A 16,735-nucleotide genomic window follows, 5' to 3' on the forward strand; every position below is an offset into this window, starting at 1 on the left:
TCAGCCCGGCAGGATGATGTTCAGGGCGTGCGGCTTCCGGGCTGAACCTTCAACCAGTTCCGCGGCCCACACTTCCCGCGTTGCCTTTAGGAGTTCCGGCGGCGTTGCCGGGGTCTTCCCTCGCCGCACCAGCAGGTGCCGGGCCAGTTCGCCCCGGGTGTGCTTGGCGAAGTGGCTCACCACCTTGCGGACCCCGTTCACTTCGGTGAAAACGTTGACGGACACGGTCTGGGCAGCGGGCGGCGCCCACGCCGCCGCATAGGTGCTTGAGCGGCAGTCCACCAGCAGTTGCCCCTCCACCGCTCCGGCAAGGGCATCGGTGAGCTGCGGCTTCCAGAACGAGGCGAGGCGGCCGACGTCGGGCAGTGCAGTACCCATGGACAGCCGGTAGGCAGGCACGCTGTCACCAAAACGGATCACACCCCAGAGCGCGGAAACCACCAGCACGGACGCGTCCGCATTGCGGCGCTGCGCAGCCGTGAGGGTTTTGTAGCCCAGGGCGTCATAAAGCACCCCCGAATAGATCCGGTGGGCGGGCGCCGCCGGTTCGGCATGAAGGCGCGTGTTGCGGCGGACGTCGTCCTGGAGCGATGCGCCCACACCCAGCAGCGCGAGGGCGTCCTCGTGTGCGCTCACCGTTCCCAGCGCATCCAGCACTTTGGCGCGGCAGGAGTTTAACTCCGGGAAGCTCAGGGACGGCCAGTCGACGGCGGATCCGCGGACGGCGGGTGTCTTGCCTTCGGAAGGGGGAAGCAGAATCAGCACCGTCCGATCCTACCGGCGGCGGGAAAGGGCAAGCCCACCGGTAGACTGGGGTTTGGATGGGTTGACCAGGCGGCCGCGCGTCACGCAAGTGGCTCGAGGAACGTCCGGGCTCCGCAGGGCAGGGTGGTGGGTAACGCCCACTCGGGGTAACCCGCAGGCCAGTGCCACAGAGAACAGACCGCCTGGGTCGCGCCGGTTTGAAAGCGGCACGAACCAGGTAAGGGTGAAACGGTGGTGTAAGAGACCACCAGCTTCCCGGGTGACCGGGAAGGCTAGGTAAACCCCACCCGGAGCAAGGCCAGACAGGACACGTTTGAGGGCTGCCCGCCCGAGTGTCCGGGTAGGCCGCTGGAGGGCGCCGGCAACGGCGTTCGTAGATGGATGGCCGCTACTCCCGTGCCGGTAACGGAACGGGAGCACAGAACCCGGCGTATCGGTCAACCCATCCACTCAAACACCCGTTCTGCCCCGTGATTACGGGGTAGAACGGCTTGTCAGAGCCTCTTGTGTGCAACCTGCGCTTGTCGCGGTATGACGCGATTTAATCGTCTTATGGTCAGTGGTTTTGCCCATCATTTGCCCATGAGATGCAGGGCTAAAACGCCACGAACCAGCCCCGCCATTCACCCTCACCAGGGCGGCGCACATCGGCCGCCGGCGTCCAGCAGTCGAACTGGTGGAACTCGTCATCGTTCCAAACCATGGACACCCAGTCCCGCGTGTAGTGGGTCGCGTAGCCGTGGACCTCAACCGCGCCACCACCCGCCAGGGGGACTTGTGCGATCACCTTGGGCTCCTCGCCCGCCTTGAACCTCCGAACGCTCTCAGCGGGCAGCGGCGGCTCCGGATCCGCATGCTCGTAGGCCGTTCCGTCCAGCTGGAATTTCTTGCGCTTCTCAATTCTGGCCACCGCACCACTTAACCACCGAAAGCGCCCGCCCACCGAAGTGGACGGGCGCTGCTGCAAGCGGATCTGCATTAATCCCAGAAGCCATCATGGCGGGGGCAAAGATAGCCCGACGAATTGCAGGTGCTACAGGTCAACGGCTCCCCAAATGGGTTTGTTTTAGTCTGCCCCTCGCAGTCATCGCACATTGACAGGTCGCTATGACACTTGCTGCATTCCATCTCAGCCTCCAACTCCTGCGCGAGGGACGTATACCCCCGTCTGGTGTGGACACTTTATTACGCCGTTCTTTGCCGAGCTCTACCTAACTTTGCTTCGGCAGCCATTTAGTTCTGTAGGGGGTACTTAACCGACGCCCCCGGAAAATTGGTGCGCGCCCCTATTGTGGGCGGGCTCTTTCATGACAGTTCGACGGGTGTTATGAACCCAAGGACAGTTCGATGCCAGCTTCGAGCTCTTCCTTGGTGTATTCGATCGTGCCTCGATTGGAGACCTCGACGCTGTAAAAGTCGGAGTCACCCTTTATATCCGATACCGCGAACGGAAATTTGCACCATCCGTCGTCGTAATCTCCTTCGCCGAGTTCACCCTTGCCGACCGTCTTGCCTTCTGCGCTGATGACTACTTGGGCGCCAGGCGTGATGTCGTCATACCCGCCGGTGCCGTCACACTCGCCACCGCCGGGTGCGTATTGCGTGACTCCGTCGATACCAAGAGTCAGGGTTCCTTTGGCTTCAAAGGAGCTGGGCCCGGAGCATGCAGTAAGTGCAAGGGCCCCGGCGGCGACCAGTGGAAAGACTTTTTTCAAGGTAGTTATCCCCCATTTAGAGTGCTAAATCAGGATGACTCTATAGGATGCCGGTCCACCGTGGCCTCCCCTCGACAGCGTTGAACGCTATTGTGAAGCCGTGAAACTTATCGGCGTCATCCGTTCCAGGGAACTGCAAACCATTGAAGTAGAAGCCGGCTCGTACGAGGAGGCCCGGGCAGCAATTGACCAGCAGGTTCCGGACGGCTGGGAGTTGCAGCACATCAGGCAGGAGAAGTAGTGGCGGATGAGAAGCGCCGCTTCCTGACAATTGAGCAGGTAGCCGAAGAGCTGAACGTTGGCTTACCTATGGTGCGTTCCCTTGTGAAGACTGGCGAGCTGCGTGCTCTCCAGGTCGGTGGCCGCCGGGTCTGGCGCGTCGGCGCGCAGGACCTAGAGGACTACATCAGCCAGGCGTACGCCATTACGGCCGACAGGATCGCCGCCGGGGAGTTAGCCGACGAGGTGCCCGAAGCCTGACGGGAAAGGCAACGGCCACATACGCAGTTCGGATGCTCGAAATTGTCACATTCGAGGTGGAATGGGCGTTAGGGCATTCAATGTCAGAGGGGAGAAGTAACATCCAAATTAGCGCCGAAGGGGACGCACCTTATTAGTGGGGGAATGGATGTTCAAAGTTCTTTCTTGGTCGGCTTCACTTTTGCTGACCGCAACAGCAGCGGTTGCTATACCGCAGACAGCGTCTGCTGCTGAAACTGCCAGCGCGGCAAGCGTTCTGGCATCGCTGGTTGTAGCCGAAGAAGTAAATTCCGGTTATGACCGCACGTATTTCCAGCACTGGATTGACGCAGACGGTGACGGCTGCGACACCAGGTCTGAAGTTCTTCAGGAAGAGTCAAAGGCTCCGGTCACGATGAGCTCCGGCTGCACCGTCGCTACCGGGCAGTGGGTATCGCGCTACGACGGGCAAACATGGGTCAACGCTTCCGACGTGGACATCGATCACATGGTGCCACTGGCTGAAGCCTGGGGCGCTGGCGCCCAAGCATGGAGCCCTGAGCAGCGGCGCGATTTCGCCAACGACATGACCTTGAACGTTGCTCTGGAAGCCGTCACCGACGAGGTCAACCAGTCAAAGAGCGACCGGGACCCGGCAGAGTGGATGCCTTCCATGGCTGGAACGTCCTGCGACTATGCAACCGACTGGGTGCTCGTGAAGTACCGGTGGCAACTGAGCATCGACCCGGCGGAACATGCAGCTCTCGCCTCGACCATGGGTGACGCCTGTGGCGCTAGAACAGTGACACTTCCTGCTGTCGCCATAGTCGCGCCAGCACCACCACCAGCGCCCGAACCAATCAGCTTCAGCGATGTGACGCCTGCAACGCAGTTCTACACAGAAATCTCTTGGCTCGCGGCTCAGGGAATCTCCACAGGCTGGGTCGAAAACAACATACGGACGTACCGTCCGCTCAGCCCAGTGAACCGCGACGCTATGGCAGCATTCATGTACCGCCTCGCAGGTAAGCCGGACTTCACTCCGCCGGCCGTCTCGCCCTTTAGTGATGTGCCTGTCGGCACTCAGTTCTACAAGGAGATCACTTGGCTCGCACGGCAGGGGATCACTACTGGTTATGACGATGGCACCTATCGGCCGCTCCAGCCTGTGAACCGTGACGCTATGGCAGCGTTCCTGTATCGCTTCGCTGGCAACCCCTCGTTCCAGCCTCCGGCGACTTCCCCCTTCGTCGACGTCACGACCGGGAACCAGTTCTATCAGCAGATTACCTGGCTGGCTTCCAAGGGCATTTCTACGGGCTGGGACATTGGCAATGGCTGCCGGGCCTTCAACCCCGTTCAGCCCGTCGCCAGGGATGCCATGGCGGCCTTCATGTACCGGTTCGTCAACGGCGGTACGGGATCTGTCGGCGGCGGATGCAATCCGCCAGCGCCTCCGGCCCCGGCTCCTAGCCCGACCCCTACGCCAGTGCCGCCTCCGGCTCCCACCCAGCCGGCCAATCCTGGTGACACCAGAAATTGCACCGGCAGCACAGGCTTCAGTACTTGGCGCGAAGCTCAAAACTGGTTTGAGTACTACTACCCCTACTACGGAGACATAGCTCGACTGGACGGGAACGGCGACGGGATCGCATGTGAAGGCCTTCCCGGCGCGCCCTAGCTAGACAAGAGAAAGCGGCCCCGGAACCCCCTAGGAGGTTCCGGGGCCGCTGCTATTTCCGCGACGTTGGCCAGTCGTTAACGTGCCGGGCGTATCGTCCGGGAACCGGTGCAGTAACGGCCCTCATGGGATCTACGGCGGCGGTAGGTGGTCCGCTCCGCTCCTTGGGGGCTGAGCGGGCCACTGCCCTCCGGGCAGCGAAAGACCCCGCAGCGATGGGGGATCACGCGGGGTCCTTCTAGGCTGCTCCACACATTGGGGGAACGTGTAGTAGCCGTAGACCAATCTAGTAGTAAGTCTACTTACCTTCAAAATCGCGAACCACGATTCGTTGGGGAACTTAACCGGTCTTATATGCCACTTATACTCGTCTCATGGGGATTCTCAAGCGCATAGGTCAGTGGTTCGACAGGCAGCTCCTGAAGCAGGATATGGACTTTCATTGCGAGCACCAGCCAGTCGGCGCATGCTCTGAGGCCTGCGAGGCACAAGTCCACGCCGAGCGCTGGTAATGATCATGAAAGATGTTCGGCCTGACACGCACGGGCGGGCTAAGAGGGCTGCTGCCGGCCTCCTAGGAAGCCTGCTTCTAATCGTCGGCCTTCTCATGTGGGAGTCGAGGGGTGCGTTTTTCCCCGAGGCCACAGCCCTGTCAGTTATCGGAGCGGTGATCTTTTCATACGGGGCGTTCAAGGATTCGCCCTCTTGATAGTCGTCGCTGCGGGGGTTCTCAGTGCCGTATTCCTTGGAGCAGTCGCTCTTCACCATCCGAAGTATCTTGCGCCGATCTTCCTAGCCGTGGGCTTGCTGGCATGCCGACCATCAGCGGTTGGTGAGCGGTGGCCTTGGCTTGGTCCCGCGATAGTACTCATAGGCGCAGCGCTGACGCTGCTGACACCCAAGGATGATGAGCCAGCGCGGCGGATTCCAGCATGGCCGGGCGTGGTGTTCTTTGCGGGCTACGTTTGGTTGATCTTACGGGAATCCCTTGTGGGTGACGATGCCTTTAGCTTGGTGTCCTCGTCAGTATCGGTGTTCCTGCCTGTCCTCGCTTTCCTCCTTGCGGCAAGGAACTTGGAGGTTCAGCGCAAGACCTCAAATGTTTTCGTGTGGATCATTACCGCGTCTTCCGCGTCCGTGGTTGTCAGCATGGCACTGGGCCTCATTGTGGGGTACGGCGCGTTGCGGCTGGGAGCACTACCCATCGGGTATGAGCGGCTAGGCTCGGGGCTGATGTTCCCCTTCTCGCTCACCTACGGCAACAGTTCTGATGGGGTCACCCGATTCCTTGGGCTTGGGCGAGAACCTGGCATGGGCGCTATCTTCATCGGCTATGCATTCTTCGCCATGCCCGCCGTAAAGCGCGCAATACTCTACCGAGGCGTCCTCTTGGTCGCCCTCATGGGCACACTCTCAACAGCCGGCATTGGGTTGTTCGCTGTGGCTCTCGGCCTCTACTTTGTATTCGGCAGCAAGAAGCGCAATCTGATTGTCCGCGCCGCCGCGATTGGTGCGAGTGTGTGGGCCATCAATGTAGCGCTCTACGACACTCGCTTCGGCTTTCTCAGCAAAATCGAAACGGTCTCTAACCTAGACAGAACCAGGGCCACCACCGCCGGTATCGAAGCATTCTTCAATAACCCTTTCCTCGCAACCACGAACATGCCGCTATCCTCGATCAACATGGTGGCCGGCATTGCCCTAACGGGCGCCCCGTGGTTCCTTCTCATGCTGGCCTATATGGCGTCCCCTGTCCTGCATGGTGGGATGCGGCGGTGGCAAACCTATGCGGGCGGGTTCATCCTTGTCACTATGCTGACTTCCCAGCCTCTCTACGGATCGACATCTGTCATGATTCTGGTGATCATGCTGCTCTCATCGATCCGTAGAGACGTGCCGACCTTAGGAGGGGATATGGATCCAGTCACGGGTGGCCGTGCGGCGGAAACCTATCCGGACCGACGTGTTGTCGGCGGAAAGCGTGGCAATGGTGTTAAATCCTCGCCGGGCTTGTTGGCACCGCAACGCCTCCAACGTTGATGTATTCACGCCGGTCGGTTACGTTCCTCACTGCTTCCGCGACCTTCGGCGCAAGGGTTCGGGTGCTTGAGTAACCGGTCGGGTGAACACCATCTAGCGCATCCCCAGCCGTCCACCACCCGGCAGTGTCAACGTAGCGGACCCGCGCCGAACCTGCCGCCGAAACCGCCGCCTGGAGCGGTGCGGCCTGACGGCCTGAGAACGGACGCAGGACGACTATCTGCGTGGTGATTGGGGTTGCCGCGAGAAGCCCATTGATGACGGTCGCCGCTTCTGTGGTGACAGCCGGAACGTCCGTCGATCCGTCGTTGTGGCCCAGGCTGATGATGATGATGTCTGGGACCACCGTGAAGGGCCGCGCCTGCCCGCTCCACAAGGATGTGTAGGAGCTTGCGAGCTTGGGGACGCCGCCCTGCCCGCTCACGGTCCAGCCCGTACCGCCGAAGCCCACACAGCCGACCTCTGCGCCCAGTAGCCCGCCGAGCTGGTACGCCCAGCCCACGGACGAGTCGGAGCCGTCCGGGGTTGTGACGTTCAGGAGGTTCTTGTACCCCTCCACGATGCTGTCCCCGAACACCAGCGCCACCTTGGACGCTTTGCTGGTTGCCTTGAGGGAGGCTGCCGTTTCGCCCGTCGCTTCCACTCCTGTCAGTGAGACGTGGGCGTTCTGCGGGCTCCACCGTGGCACGAACTCCGATGTGGACATGACGACTAGTTCAACCGTGTGTTCCGGCCATGCGTTGGTTGTTGGCAGCGTGAGGATGACTTCGGATGCGAGTGTTGCCCGCTGCCACCCGCCGTCATCCACCCGGTACTTGAGGATCGGGAGAGGCGAAGAAACTCCGGCCATGTCGAACGTGAGCTTGACCTTTGCGGGGCTGCCCGCGACGGCGAAGCGCAGATATGCGCCGGGGTTGATGGTCTTAGCCCGGACGCTGCTGACATCCCAATTCTCGGGGCTGTAAACAAGACTGGCGTTGTTGGGGGCGAAAACTACGGTTGCGCCGACATTGGGGACGCCTGAGACTTCCGCCGAGGCTGCTGACTTGTTGCCGGTACTGTCTACGGCCTTCACCGCGTAGTAGTAGGTGTTCGGGCTTGACACGGCGGAATCAAGGTACTGGGTCTGACCTGCCGCGGTGGTGCCGATGGGTGTGGTCAGCGGTACGGGCGATGATGTTGCCCGGAACACTTCGTAGGAGGGGCTGCCGGAACTGTCCGTCGATGTCGTCCACGAAACCAGGAGGGTGCCGGGTCCGGGCGCGGTGGCAAGTCCAGTTGGCACGGTCGGGGGCGTAGTGTCGGGTACTTCGTCAGAGCCCGAGTTCTCAAGGTGGAACAGTGCGGTAGTGTTCGCGTCAACTTCGAACGCTGTTGCTGAGGGCGTGAACGCTGCCGTGTAGCGAACGTTGTTGCTGAACCGCACTTCATCAATGGAACCAACCCACGGATACGTTGCGGCGATGCCGTAGTGCCCGATCCGCGTTGACGCAGAGAAGGCAAAGGCTGACGTGTGGGTGCTGGTTGCCGCGCTCACGCCGTCTACCCACAGTGTGTAAACGGTCCCTGACACTGTCAGTGCGAGATGGTGCCACAGCCCGTCATTAATCGGGACCGTGCTGCTGACCGCGAGCCCGGGGCGTCCGAACGCTGCCTTGCCGGTATTGTCCTTGCCCAGCCAGAGCTGGCTGCCACTGTTGCCAACTGCAACGCTAATTGCCCCGGAGTGGGTGGTGTTGACCCAAGCTTCAAGGGTTCCGGCAGGCGACGATACGTCGCCGCCGATCTGGAGCACCCCGCCTGTGAGGCCGTACCCGATCTTGGCGAGCCCGTAGGTGGTTGCGTTGATGACCGTTGCGTCATGGGCTCCCATCAGGAGTTATCCTTCCAGATGTCGTTAGCCAGCCAGGTTGTGGGCTGCACCGGGCCAATGTATGTCACCGCAACAGCCCCGGCAGGACGGGCCGGATAAGCCCCACCGGAGTAGACCAGGACCGTCCCATAAGTGGCAGAAAGTGCCGCAATGGTTTCGGGCCCGGAGGTGACCTGCTGGGCCACGGAAGCGTCGTCAGCAACCCCCGGAGGGCCCTGAACTCCGGGTTCCCCCTGAGAGGCGTAGGGCCGGCCATTCCATGCCGTGACCCCGTCGCCCAGTTTCATCTTGCCGGTGTCAGATTCCACACCCGGCTCGCCCAGGCCGAGCACCGGGTTCGCGCCTGCCCACTCTTCTGCTGTGCCCCGCCGGAGCTGTATGCGCTGTGCCATCAGACACCGCCTCCATCCATGAATTGTTCCGTGGCGTACACCGAGGTTGGTGTGCCGCCGTCGTAGTGTGCAGGGATGCGCTCCTGCAGGGCGGCGATCAGTTCCTCAGCCGTTTGTGCGTTGTCAGCGATCATCTCGGCGCCGCGCTTGACCAGTTCCGTTGCGCTGTCCGGTTTCTTGAATCCGTTCGGGGTTACCTCAACGGCCATGCCGGCCTCCTACTGTTTGTCGGGCGCGAGCCAGGGGAGATAGCGGCGGGCGAAGTCGATGGCGCGGGGGAGGGCCATGATGCGGGTGATCACGGCCGCCACGCCGGTGACGAGGGCGGCCACGCCCAGCAGCCACAGCCGGAACCCTTCAGGGAGTTGCTCCCCGAACTGGTCCAGGAACGCCTGGACTATCTCCGGGAGCAGCAGCGCGAACGCGAGGAACGCGGGGATGCCAACCTGGACGATGGTCCGGATGACCGCCCGCCACGGGTACTGCGCCTGGGTGGTCGTCTCTGCGCGATGGTCAGCCATTGTCCTGCTCTCCGTTCTGCACTGCCGGGGCGAGGGCCTTGCCGAGGGCGGCGAGGACTTCCACGGCGATTGTCTGGGGGATGATGCCCTTCAGGGCTTCCGCGACGGCCTGCGGGTCAGCCTGCCCGGGGCGAGTGGCCTCGATCAGGCCCACGATGTAGCCGCCGTCGTCCTTGTTCAGGGTCTTGCCGGCAGCCTCCATCAGATGCAGGTACTGCAGGTCGCGCTGGTTGTTCATGTACGCGCCGTCGTCCTTGTTCAGGTACTGGGCGTTCTGCCACTCCAGATCCTTGCGGAGCGTGCCGCCATCGGCTTTGGTGAGCAGGTTGGCCTGCATCCAGTTCCGGTCGTCGTCGTCGAGTTTTGCCATGAGAGCCTCCAAGGGTGTGATGGTGCCTGAGTAGTTGAGGGCGGCCGTGGTGCGGGGCCGGATGAAACCGATCAGCCCCTGGCGGGGCAGGTACTGGATGGTTGCCGGGCCGGAGCTCCACTGCGGGTAGGGGTTGTCTGCCCGGGAGGAGGTGCTGTTCTGGGACATGCACAGCAGCTGGGCGCCGCTGTCCCGGACCAGGACGGCGACGTGCGTGGCGGGGTAGTACCAGTAGGAGTCGCCCCACACCGGGATGTCGCCGAGCTGGCCGGCGGCGTCGGAACTGATCAGCTCGTAGGCGGCGGCGATCTCCGGGGTCTGCGGGAAGCAGTCCACCATGTTGCCCGCCCAGCCCGGCCACCGCCCCCGCTTCAGGCCGGTGTCTCCGGTGTTGATGACCGGTAAGCCCAGGATTTGCGACCAGTGCGCGGCGAGGTCCCAGCACTGTGCGCCGAATCCCTGGTTGGTGGGGTTCCAGTCCATGTTGATGTACCGGCCCTGCACCTGGGGGATCCACGCGCCCTGTCTGTCCTGAATCGCTTGGAGTGTGAGCGTCACGGGGCGGCCTCCTCTTTCAGGTCGATGTAGGGCTGCTGGGGCGGGTTGTCCTGCAGGCGGAGTACGTGCCAGTTGGCGGTGAGGTTGGCCCATGCGTCGCGGAAGGCGCGGACAGCCCGGCGGAGGGACTGGATGGTGTCAGCCTGCGCTTCGACCTTGGCCCGGAGCTCCCGGACTTCGCCGCCGAGGCTTTCGCGCTCTTTGCGTTCCAGATCGACGTCGGCGCGCAGCCTGGTGACATCGGTGCGGAGGTCATCTGCTACGGCCAGGGCCATCTGCTGGGAGACGTGGGCTGCGGCGACGTCCGCGTCACGCTTCTTGATGGGGGCCTCCTTGCGGTTGGCCATATATCCCCAGAACCCTGCACCGCCCAGTGCGGCGAACAGGGCAACGACGATGGCCACGACAGTCTGTTCACTCATTCGGTCCCCCGTGACTCCTCCCGCACAGCAGCCAGTGTGGTTCTGGTATTGCGCTCGATCAGGATCAGGGACAGGAACCGGAGCAGCGCGGCCGCGGCCAGGCCCAAGGGAACCATCCACGAGGATGTGGCGCCCGGGAAGTGGAACGCCACAGCGATGCCGTACCCGGCGAGCCCCGCGGTCACAAACAGCCAGCCGAACCGTTCTATGTGCCAGCCGCGGCTGACGGTCTCACCGGTCCAGTGCAACCCCAGCAGGGACAGCCAGCCGCCGACGGTCAGGCATGCCGAGACCACGAAGCCGATATGGGCGGGCAGCCGCATCATGCTCGAGGAAGGGTTGTAGCTGCCCCCGGACGCGAGGGCCGCGACCATGAGCGCGCCGAACAGGAAGCAGAGCACGCCGATGGCGTTGTCGAAGGGATGGACCAGGAGTCGGTCATACCACCGGGCAGGGTTGCGGGTGGGCTGGTAGACGTGTGTAGGCATCAGATGGTCCAGCTGATGGAAACGAAAACTGTGTACCCTGTGCCGAGTGTGATGGGCCCGCCGGATGTGGAGCGGGCCACGATGGAGCCGCCACTGTTGAGGATGAGCTGCGGCTGGGCGTACAAGGACCCGGTGTTGGAATGCACCACGGCTATGAACGAGGCGTTCGATGGTGGCCGGAACCCGGCAGGGATGGCACCAATGATGATCACGCTGTCACCCGTGGTAACGGGAATATCCGGGCCTGTTCGGGTCATCTGGAAGGACGCCGTGACCTGGGTGAACCCGTCAGTGACGGTGCGCATGAGCCCGCCGTTGATGTCCCAGAAGCCGTCCTCGACAAGTTCTGTGGATGCGATGACGGGGGAACGGTGCCATTTGGCACCGTCCCACACCTCGGTGGGGCAGCCGGCCAGGTCCAGGCGCCGCACCGTAAGGCCTGAGTATTTCGTGAGCCCGTCCCGCTGCGTTTGACCGGAGACGAGGACAATCACGTTCGTGGTGTCACCCATTTCCGCGAGGTCGTTGGTCAGGTCGTAGTCGTCGCTGTTCGTGGGGACCTTGATCCCGTTCTCGAGGGTCTGCATTATGCGCTCCAGTTCAGGATGAGTTTTCCGGATTCGGGATCGTCCAAACGGGAATTGAATCCGGCGTAGGGGTTCCCGGCGATGCTGATACCGCCGCCGCCGACGAGGGCCGCGGCGAAGCTGATGGGAAGGTCGGTCCACCCGCCGCCGTAACGCGCCGGGACGGTGAAGTCGTGCGGGCCTGCCACGCGGTTGACGTCGCCGCCGGGGCGGGCGCCGCTGGTGTGGGCGTAGATGTGGATCACTGCTGGGTCGTTGTAGTTGCCGGCGGAGATCCTGGCTGGGAGGCGCAGGCGGATCCGGGTGATGGTTTTGCCCTGCAGCTCCGGCCGTGGCGCGCCGTAGAACCATGCCCCGGTCACAGTGTTGCCCGCCCACGTGCCGGTGTAGACGTCCTCGCCACCGTTGCGGCTCGTGGCGTAGGACCCCCACCCGCCGGGCCCCCACCAGGTGTCTGAGGCTGAGGCGATTAGCGGGGTTTCACCCGACGCCACCACGGGAGGCGGTGGTGGTGGCGGGGCTTCCGGTGGTTTAGCCACGGTCTGGATCTTCCCGATGACCGTGGGGGTGGCCGCGTCCCACGTAATGTAGACCGGGTCCCCGAGGTCGTAGGAGCCGATGGCCCTGTCCGTGGTGTAGGAGATGCCGTCAGCGCCCGTGAAGACCACACGGTTCGACGGGCCGGCCGGGAGGAAGTCCGTTACCGTGCCCGTGGAGGGGCGGGGCTGGTCGGTGTAGCCGCCCATGACCCAGGCGCTGTACTGCCCGCGGCCCTCGTTGGTGATGTCTACCAGCAGGTTGCCGCCCTGGACCGGCTGGATCGGGTCCAACCAGCGGCAGCCCACAAGCTTCCCGCCGATGTTCACCGCCCACGTCGCACCGTCCCAATAGGCGGTCCCGTACGTGCGCCGGGTGCTACCTTCCGGGATGGCCTCAAGCGTGTGTTTGAAACCATCCACGGGGCCTCCTAGGGCAAGTCGTTCCAGATGATGTCCGGGAGGGCGCCCCAGGTCGCGGGCATCCTGTCCCAGGTGAGTTCAGGCAGGCCCGCCGTGATGTGGTCGGCCCATTCGGTGCGTGACAGCGCGGCGATGACGTCGGTGTAAGAGCAGGAGACGGTCAGCGTGGTGGGGCCGGGGACGTTGGTCCCTGACCTGCGGATCCCGGTGATGGTCCCCAGGAGGTAGGCGACGTGCCCCACTGCGAGGGGGTAGCCGACCTCGATGCGGTCCCCGGCCTGCAGCTCAGGCCGGGGGGACACGTCAACCGACAGTTCAATGGCGAGTGATTCGAGGAACTCGTCGCGCATCTGTTCGCCGTAGGCGACTGCCTGCTCGTAGGTGGTGATCATTTCGGAGGTGTAGAAAGTGTGGGCTTTGCCGTGGTCACCGCCGAAACGCAGCGGACCGGCCTCGATGTACACAACAGCGCGGACTGGTGCGTCCGTGGCCGCGTCTTTGCCTTCCACCACCCAGGCGTTCTTCAGCCCGTCAATGGATTGCTTCCGCTTGACGTTGACCATGCACTTGCCCGGTTCTACCCGCCACACCGGCGGTCCGTTGCGGGGGTAGACGTGGCACTCCCCGTCCCCGCCCATCCGGTACCGCGCCCCTACCCGCGCCAGGAGGTCCTGGCCCGCCTCGAGGCGTTCGCGGTCAAAGACTAGGAGCCGGGACACCGGCAGGTCTTCCACACCCTCATCCACGACCACGGGAAAGTGTTCTTGTGTGAGGCGTCGGAACTCGGACAGCGTCGTAGCCTGTGGCCCCGGCGACTCCGGACCTTCAAGTTTGTCGATGTCAGCGTTGAACGTGAGGTCCACCGCTTCGAGCTTCACCACCGCTTTCACGATGGGCCGGAACCGTTTGTGCGGCCCAAGGACCCCGTCCGGCTGCGCGTACCCGTACTCGTCAATGGGCCGCCAGTCGATGACCTCGTCCGGGGTGTTGTCCGCGATCCGGAACCGGCCGAAGTTCACCGCCCCGGCGCCGCCCACCCGGTAGATGAATTGCAGCTGCGTGCCACCGACACCGAGAGCGTCATCAAACCGCCACGCACCAAGTTTCCCTTCCGGGTCCGCGACGGTCAGGGACACCTGCTGGCCGATCTTGACGTTGTCGCCGGCGCTGTCCTGCCCGCCCCAGTCAATGACATCCAAGGGTTCGGGCAGGACCAGCGACCCGCCGCGCCACGCCCACACGGTGAGTGTGTCTGCCGGGCGGGAACCTTCAAGGGCCCGGTCAGTGGCTTCATCGATAGGACGCAACGGTCAGCCTCCGATCGGGTTCTTCAGGTCATCCAGGTAGGTTTTGCCCGCCATCAGGTCCTGCTTCTGCTGGTAGGTGGACATCAGGATGTTCACGTCGCCGTAGCTGAACGTTGCAGTGAGGACCCTGATCGCAGGGGCCTCCACGACGTCGGACACAAGGTCCCACCACGTGAGTTTGCCGCCCATCATGACGTTCACCGGGGTCTGCCGTGCCTTCGCGTTCGCGAGGTGCATGGTCCCTTCCAACTCCAGCCCACCCCATTCCGGGAGGGGCCGGAACACGAGCTGCGCCGTGGACCTCAGGAGCTTCTTCAGTTGGGCGTTCTGCTCTGCTGAGCGGGTGCCGATGGACGTGTCCAGGCCCATCTCCGCCATCCGCTCGCCGAACAGGGCCATGGGCTTGGCCGAGCCCATGATCTTGAAGATGGACACGTCGGCGTTGTATTCCATCGACTGCAACGCTTGGGCACGGAGGTAAATGTCGCCGTCGTGCTTGCGCTGCCCCACCACGGGGACCGAGCTCTGGGGGACCATCGCGTCGCTAATCCACCCCGTGGTCGATGGGAGGAACACCGGCGCGGAGGTGGTTCGGGAGGTGCCCAGCGGCCCGCTGAGCACCTCCACCTCGTATCGGACGTCCCTGCCCAGTGGGCAGTAGAAGTCCGTGACGTATGTGGCGTCGTTCATCGTGACCCGCCTGTATCCGGACACCGGTGCGCGGGCCCCGTCCGCGATCCGCCAGAGGGTGATGAGGGAATTTCCCACACCCAAGCCCGTGATCGTGATGCCGGCACGGTCGCAGGGTGCGCCCATCAGCGCTTCAACTGTCACAGCGACCACTGGTCACCCCTTCCTAATGAAACGCGACTGGCCGTCCGCCGTGGCAATAGCCCCCGCAGCTTCCTGCCGGGCGACACCACGGAAGGTTGCCCACGTGGCGTCGGCGTTGAGTTCAAGCCGGCCAACGAGTTCCAGCGGACCACCCTGCCCGCCCCCTGCAGAAACGGCCGTTTGGCTGTACCCGCTGAAGGACTGGACCTGCCCATACCCGCCAGCCATGGACTTCGACGGCGCGGAGTACTGGCCCGCGAATACGTCGTCCAAGTTCAGGCCGTCATTGACTGCCCGCAGCCAGTGATCATTCCGCTTGGATTGCGGCTCGTTGATAATCCACTCGCCGGAACGGATGTTGTAGGGAGATCCGTTCTGCGTTACTGCCCGGATGTTGTCCACATAAGGGTTGCGAGGCGGGACCCCTGGGACCTTTCCGCCGCCGGCGAACCCGACCAACCCGCCCATGTACCGATCGGAACCGTACAGGCCGCCGCCTTCAGGCTCCCCGCCGTCAGCCAGCCGCACGCGCTGCTCATAGTTGATGCGGTGCGTCTCTTCGCGGATCGCAATCAGGACATCCTTACGCGAGGGGATTCCTTCGACGGCGCCCTTGACGTTCTGCGCCTTGGCCATGGTGTCGGCGTAGTTCTGGATCGCCGTCTCGATAGGCACGTTCTTCGGGATCGACAGGGCCGACCTTGCCAGGTCGTCTGCTTTCTCCTCGGACGCACCGAAGGCCCGGGCCGTGTCGTACAGGGACTTGTAGGTATTGCCGAGCTTGACGCCCAGCTCGTCCTGCGTCGCCCCGTTGTTCGCCATCGCCTGGGTGGTGGCGATCGCTTTCTGTGCGACATCCCCAAAAACGGCGCTTGCACCCCGCCCGGCCGCCGACGTTAGATCGAAGGAGCCGGTAGCGGCATCGAGCACCGCGTTCCCGGCGGACTGTGAGGCGTTGACCTCGTCGATCTTGACCTTCAGCCCATCCAGAGCCTCCTGGTAAGCCGACTCGGCGTCACGCGCCGAGAGGGTGGCAAGGCCCGTCTGGAACATGATGTCCAGCAGCTTGGAGAGCGACACGACTGTACCGTCCGCTGCGAGGCCCATGTCCTCGAGCTTCTTGGCAGCCTCTTCCGAGACCTGTGCCTGGTAGGCCTCGGCAGCAGCAGCACCCTCTGTCGTGGACTGGATCTCCTGCATACGCGGAGGGATCTTGCCCAGCGCCAGTTGGTGCAGTTCCTCACTCGTCAGCTTCAGCCCAAGGGCCGTGCCCTGCCGCTTTAGCTCCTCGGTGTACTGCGGCATCAGCTTCAGCATCTGCTCTGTCGACAGGCCAGTTTTGCCCTGCGCCTCGGCGGACTTGTTCGCTTCATCCGTGAGGATCTTGAACGACTCGCCCGCCTTCTGCGCTCCGCCGTTCTGCACCAAGGACACAAGGGTGTTGTCAAGGCCTTTGACGCTGTCCCGGAACTGCTGCGTCCTAGAGGTGCCGCCAACCATGTCGCCGGCCCAGTTGTTCAGATTGTCGTACCAGTTGAACTCGTTCACCCGGACCAGCGCGTCACCAACGCCGTTGATCTGAGTGCCGAGCCCGCCTGTGTTCCGCACGACATCGTCAAGGTCTGAGGTCGACATTTTCAGAGTGAGGAACGCCTGAGCATAGTCCTCAACGCTCTTTCTGTCCCCCTCCCAGATCTTGGAGATCGCTCCGGCAACCTGCAGCGCAACAAGCCCACCAGCTGCTATGGTCGCGGCCTTACCGAC

At 63.2% G+C, this 16,735-nt stretch carries 19 protein-coding genes and 1 other RNA gene; 5 read left to right on the forward strand and 15 right to left on the reverse strand.

The window, feature by feature from the left end:
- A complete protein-coding gene (locus tag IEX43_RS00570) occupies window positions 1-765 on the reverse strand; it encodes a YaaA family protein (protein ID WP_188808611.1) in 765 nt (254 codons plus the stop codon).
- A gap of 57 nt (window positions 766-822) precedes the next feature.
- On the opposite strand from IEX43_RS00570, the gene rnpB reads away from it, so the two are divergent.
- Window positions 823-1,214, forward strand: an RNA gene (rnpB, locus tag IEX43_RS00575) — RNase P RNA component class A.
- Window positions 1,215-1,360: 146 nt separating this feature from the next.
- Here the strand turns inward: rnpB and IEX43_RS00580 are convergent.
- Together IEX43_RS00580 and IEX43_RS00585 are read right to left on the reverse strand one after the other, a co-directional pair.
- A complete protein-coding gene (locus IEX43_RS00580; RefSeq protein ID WP_188808612.1) occupies window positions 1,361-1,675 on the reverse strand; it encodes a hypothetical protein in 315 nt (104 codons plus the stop codon).
- Window positions 1,676-2,090: 415 nt separating this feature from the next.
- Window positions 2,091-2,480: a hypothetical protein gene (locus tag IEX43_RS00585; protein WP_188808613.1), complete on the reverse strand. Its 390-nt coding sequence runs from the start codon at window positions 2,478-2,480 to the stop codon at window positions 2,091-2,093.
- A gap of 100 nt (window positions 2,481-2,580) precedes the next feature.
- On the opposite strand from IEX43_RS00585, the gene IEX43_RS00590 reads away from it, so the two are divergent.
- The 4 genes from IEX43_RS00590 to IEX43_RS00605 all read left to right on the forward strand — a co-directional run bounded on the left by IEX43_RS00590 (window position 2,581) and on the right by IEX43_RS00605 (window position 6,660).
- A complete protein-coding gene (locus IEX43_RS00590) occupies window positions 2,581-2,721 on the forward strand; it encodes a hypothetical protein (RefSeq protein ID WP_188808614.1) in 141 nt (46 codons plus the stop codon).
- On the forward strand, window positions 2,721-2,960 hold the full coding sequence (locus tag IEX43_RS00595) for a helix-turn-helix domain-containing protein (protein WP_188808615.1): 240 nt from the start codon (window positions 2,721-2,723) through the stop codon (window positions 2,958-2,960). The genes IEX43_RS00590 and IEX43_RS00595 overlap by 1 nt, the downstream gene beginning before the upstream one ends.
- Before the next feature lie 148 nt (window positions 2,961-3,108).
- Window positions 3,109-4,620, forward strand: a complete 1,512-nt coding sequence (locus tag IEX43_RS00600; RefSeq protein ID WP_188808616.1) for an S-layer homology domain-containing protein — start codon at window positions 3,109-3,111, stop codon at window positions 4,618-4,620.
- A 705-nt stretch (window positions 4,621-5,325) separates the two neighbouring features.
- A complete protein-coding gene (locus tag IEX43_RS00605) occupies window positions 5,326-6,660 on the forward strand; it encodes a hypothetical protein (RefSeq protein WP_188808617.1) in 1,335 nt (444 codons plus the stop codon).
- Here IEX43_RS00605 and IEX43_RS00610 read toward each other — a convergent pair.
- The 12 genes from IEX43_RS00610 to IEX43_RS00665 are packed head-to-tail and all read right to left on the reverse strand — an operon-like array spanning window position 6,614 to window position 16,606.
- Window positions 6,614-8,533 carry a LamG-like jellyroll fold domain-containing protein gene (locus IEX43_RS00610; RefSeq protein WP_188808618.1) on the reverse strand — a complete coding sequence of 640 codons (1,920 nt, stop codon included), beginning with the start codon at window positions 8,531-8,533 and terminating at the stop codon, window positions 6,614-6,616. The genes IEX43_RS00605 and IEX43_RS00610 overlap by 47 nt on opposite strands.
- A complete protein-coding gene (locus tag IEX43_RS00615; RefSeq protein ID WP_188808619.1) occupies window positions 8,533-8,925 on the reverse strand; it encodes a hyaluronate lyase N-terminal domain-containing protein in 393 nt (130 codons plus the stop codon). The genes IEX43_RS00610 and IEX43_RS00615 overlap by 1 nt, the downstream gene beginning before the upstream one ends.
- A complete protein-coding gene (locus tag IEX43_RS00620) occupies window positions 8,925-9,134 on the reverse strand; it encodes a hypothetical protein (RefSeq protein WP_188808620.1) in 210 nt (69 codons plus the stop codon). The genes IEX43_RS00615 and IEX43_RS00620 overlap by 1 nt, the downstream gene beginning before the upstream one ends.
- A 9-nt stretch (window positions 9,135-9,143) precedes the next feature.
- Window positions 9,144-9,446, reverse strand: coding sequence for a hypothetical protein (locus tag IEX43_RS00625; protein WP_188808621.1), 303 nt, complete (start codon window positions 9,444-9,446; stop codon window positions 9,144-9,146).
- Window positions 9,439-10,374 (reverse strand): hypothetical protein, encoded by a 936-nt coding sequence (locus IEX43_RS00630; protein WP_188808622.1) that lies wholly within the window; start codon window positions 10,372-10,374, stop codon window positions 9,439-9,441. Before IEX43_RS00630 ends, IEX43_RS00625 begins: the two co-directional genes overlap by 8 nt.
- Window positions 10,371-10,796 carry a hypothetical protein gene (locus IEX43_RS00635; RefSeq protein WP_188808623.1) on the reverse strand — a complete coding sequence of 142 codons (426 nt, stop codon included), beginning with the start codon at window positions 10,794-10,796 and terminating at the stop codon, window positions 10,371-10,373. The genes IEX43_RS00630 and IEX43_RS00635 overlap by 4 nt, the downstream gene beginning before the upstream one ends.
- Entirely contained in the window at window positions 10,793-11,284 is a 492-nt protein-coding gene (locus tag IEX43_RS00640) for a hypothetical protein (protein ID WP_188808624.1), read from the reverse strand. The genes IEX43_RS00635 and IEX43_RS00640 overlap by 4 nt, the downstream gene beginning before the upstream one ends.
- A complete protein-coding gene (locus tag IEX43_RS00645; RefSeq protein WP_188808625.1) occupies window positions 11,284-11,871 on the reverse strand; it encodes a hypothetical protein in 588 nt (195 codons plus the stop codon). Before IEX43_RS00645 ends, IEX43_RS00640 begins: the two co-directional genes overlap by 1 nt.
- Window positions 11,871-12,830 (reverse strand): hypothetical protein, encoded by a 960-nt coding sequence (locus IEX43_RS00650; protein ID WP_188808626.1) that lies wholly within the window; start codon window positions 12,828-12,830, stop codon window positions 11,871-11,873. Before IEX43_RS00650 ends, IEX43_RS00645 begins: the two co-directional genes overlap by 1 nt.
- Window positions 12,831-12,838: 8 nt before the next feature.
- Complete coding sequence (locus IEX43_RS00655) at window positions 12,839-14,137, reverse strand: hypothetical protein (protein ID WP_188808627.1); 1,299 nt, start codon at window positions 14,135-14,137, stop codon at window positions 12,839-12,841.
- Between the two features lie 3 nt (window positions 14,138-14,140).
- Window positions 14,141-14,980, reverse strand: coding sequence for a hypothetical protein (locus tag IEX43_RS00660; protein WP_188808628.1), 840 nt, complete (start codon window positions 14,978-14,980; stop codon window positions 14,141-14,143).
- A gap of 3 nt (window positions 14,981-14,983) precedes the next feature.
- Window positions 14,984-16,606, reverse strand: a complete 1,623-nt coding sequence (locus IEX43_RS00665; protein ID WP_188808629.1) for a hypothetical protein — start codon at window positions 16,604-16,606, stop codon at window positions 14,984-14,986.
- Window positions 16,607-16,735: the final 129 nt, after the last annotated feature.

It is taken from the genome of Pseudarthrobacter polychromogenes (assembly GCF_014644495.1).
GTDB classification, from domain to species: Bacteria; Actinomycetota; Actinomycetes; order Actinomycetales; family Micrococcaceae; genus Arthrobacter; species Arthrobacter polychromogenes.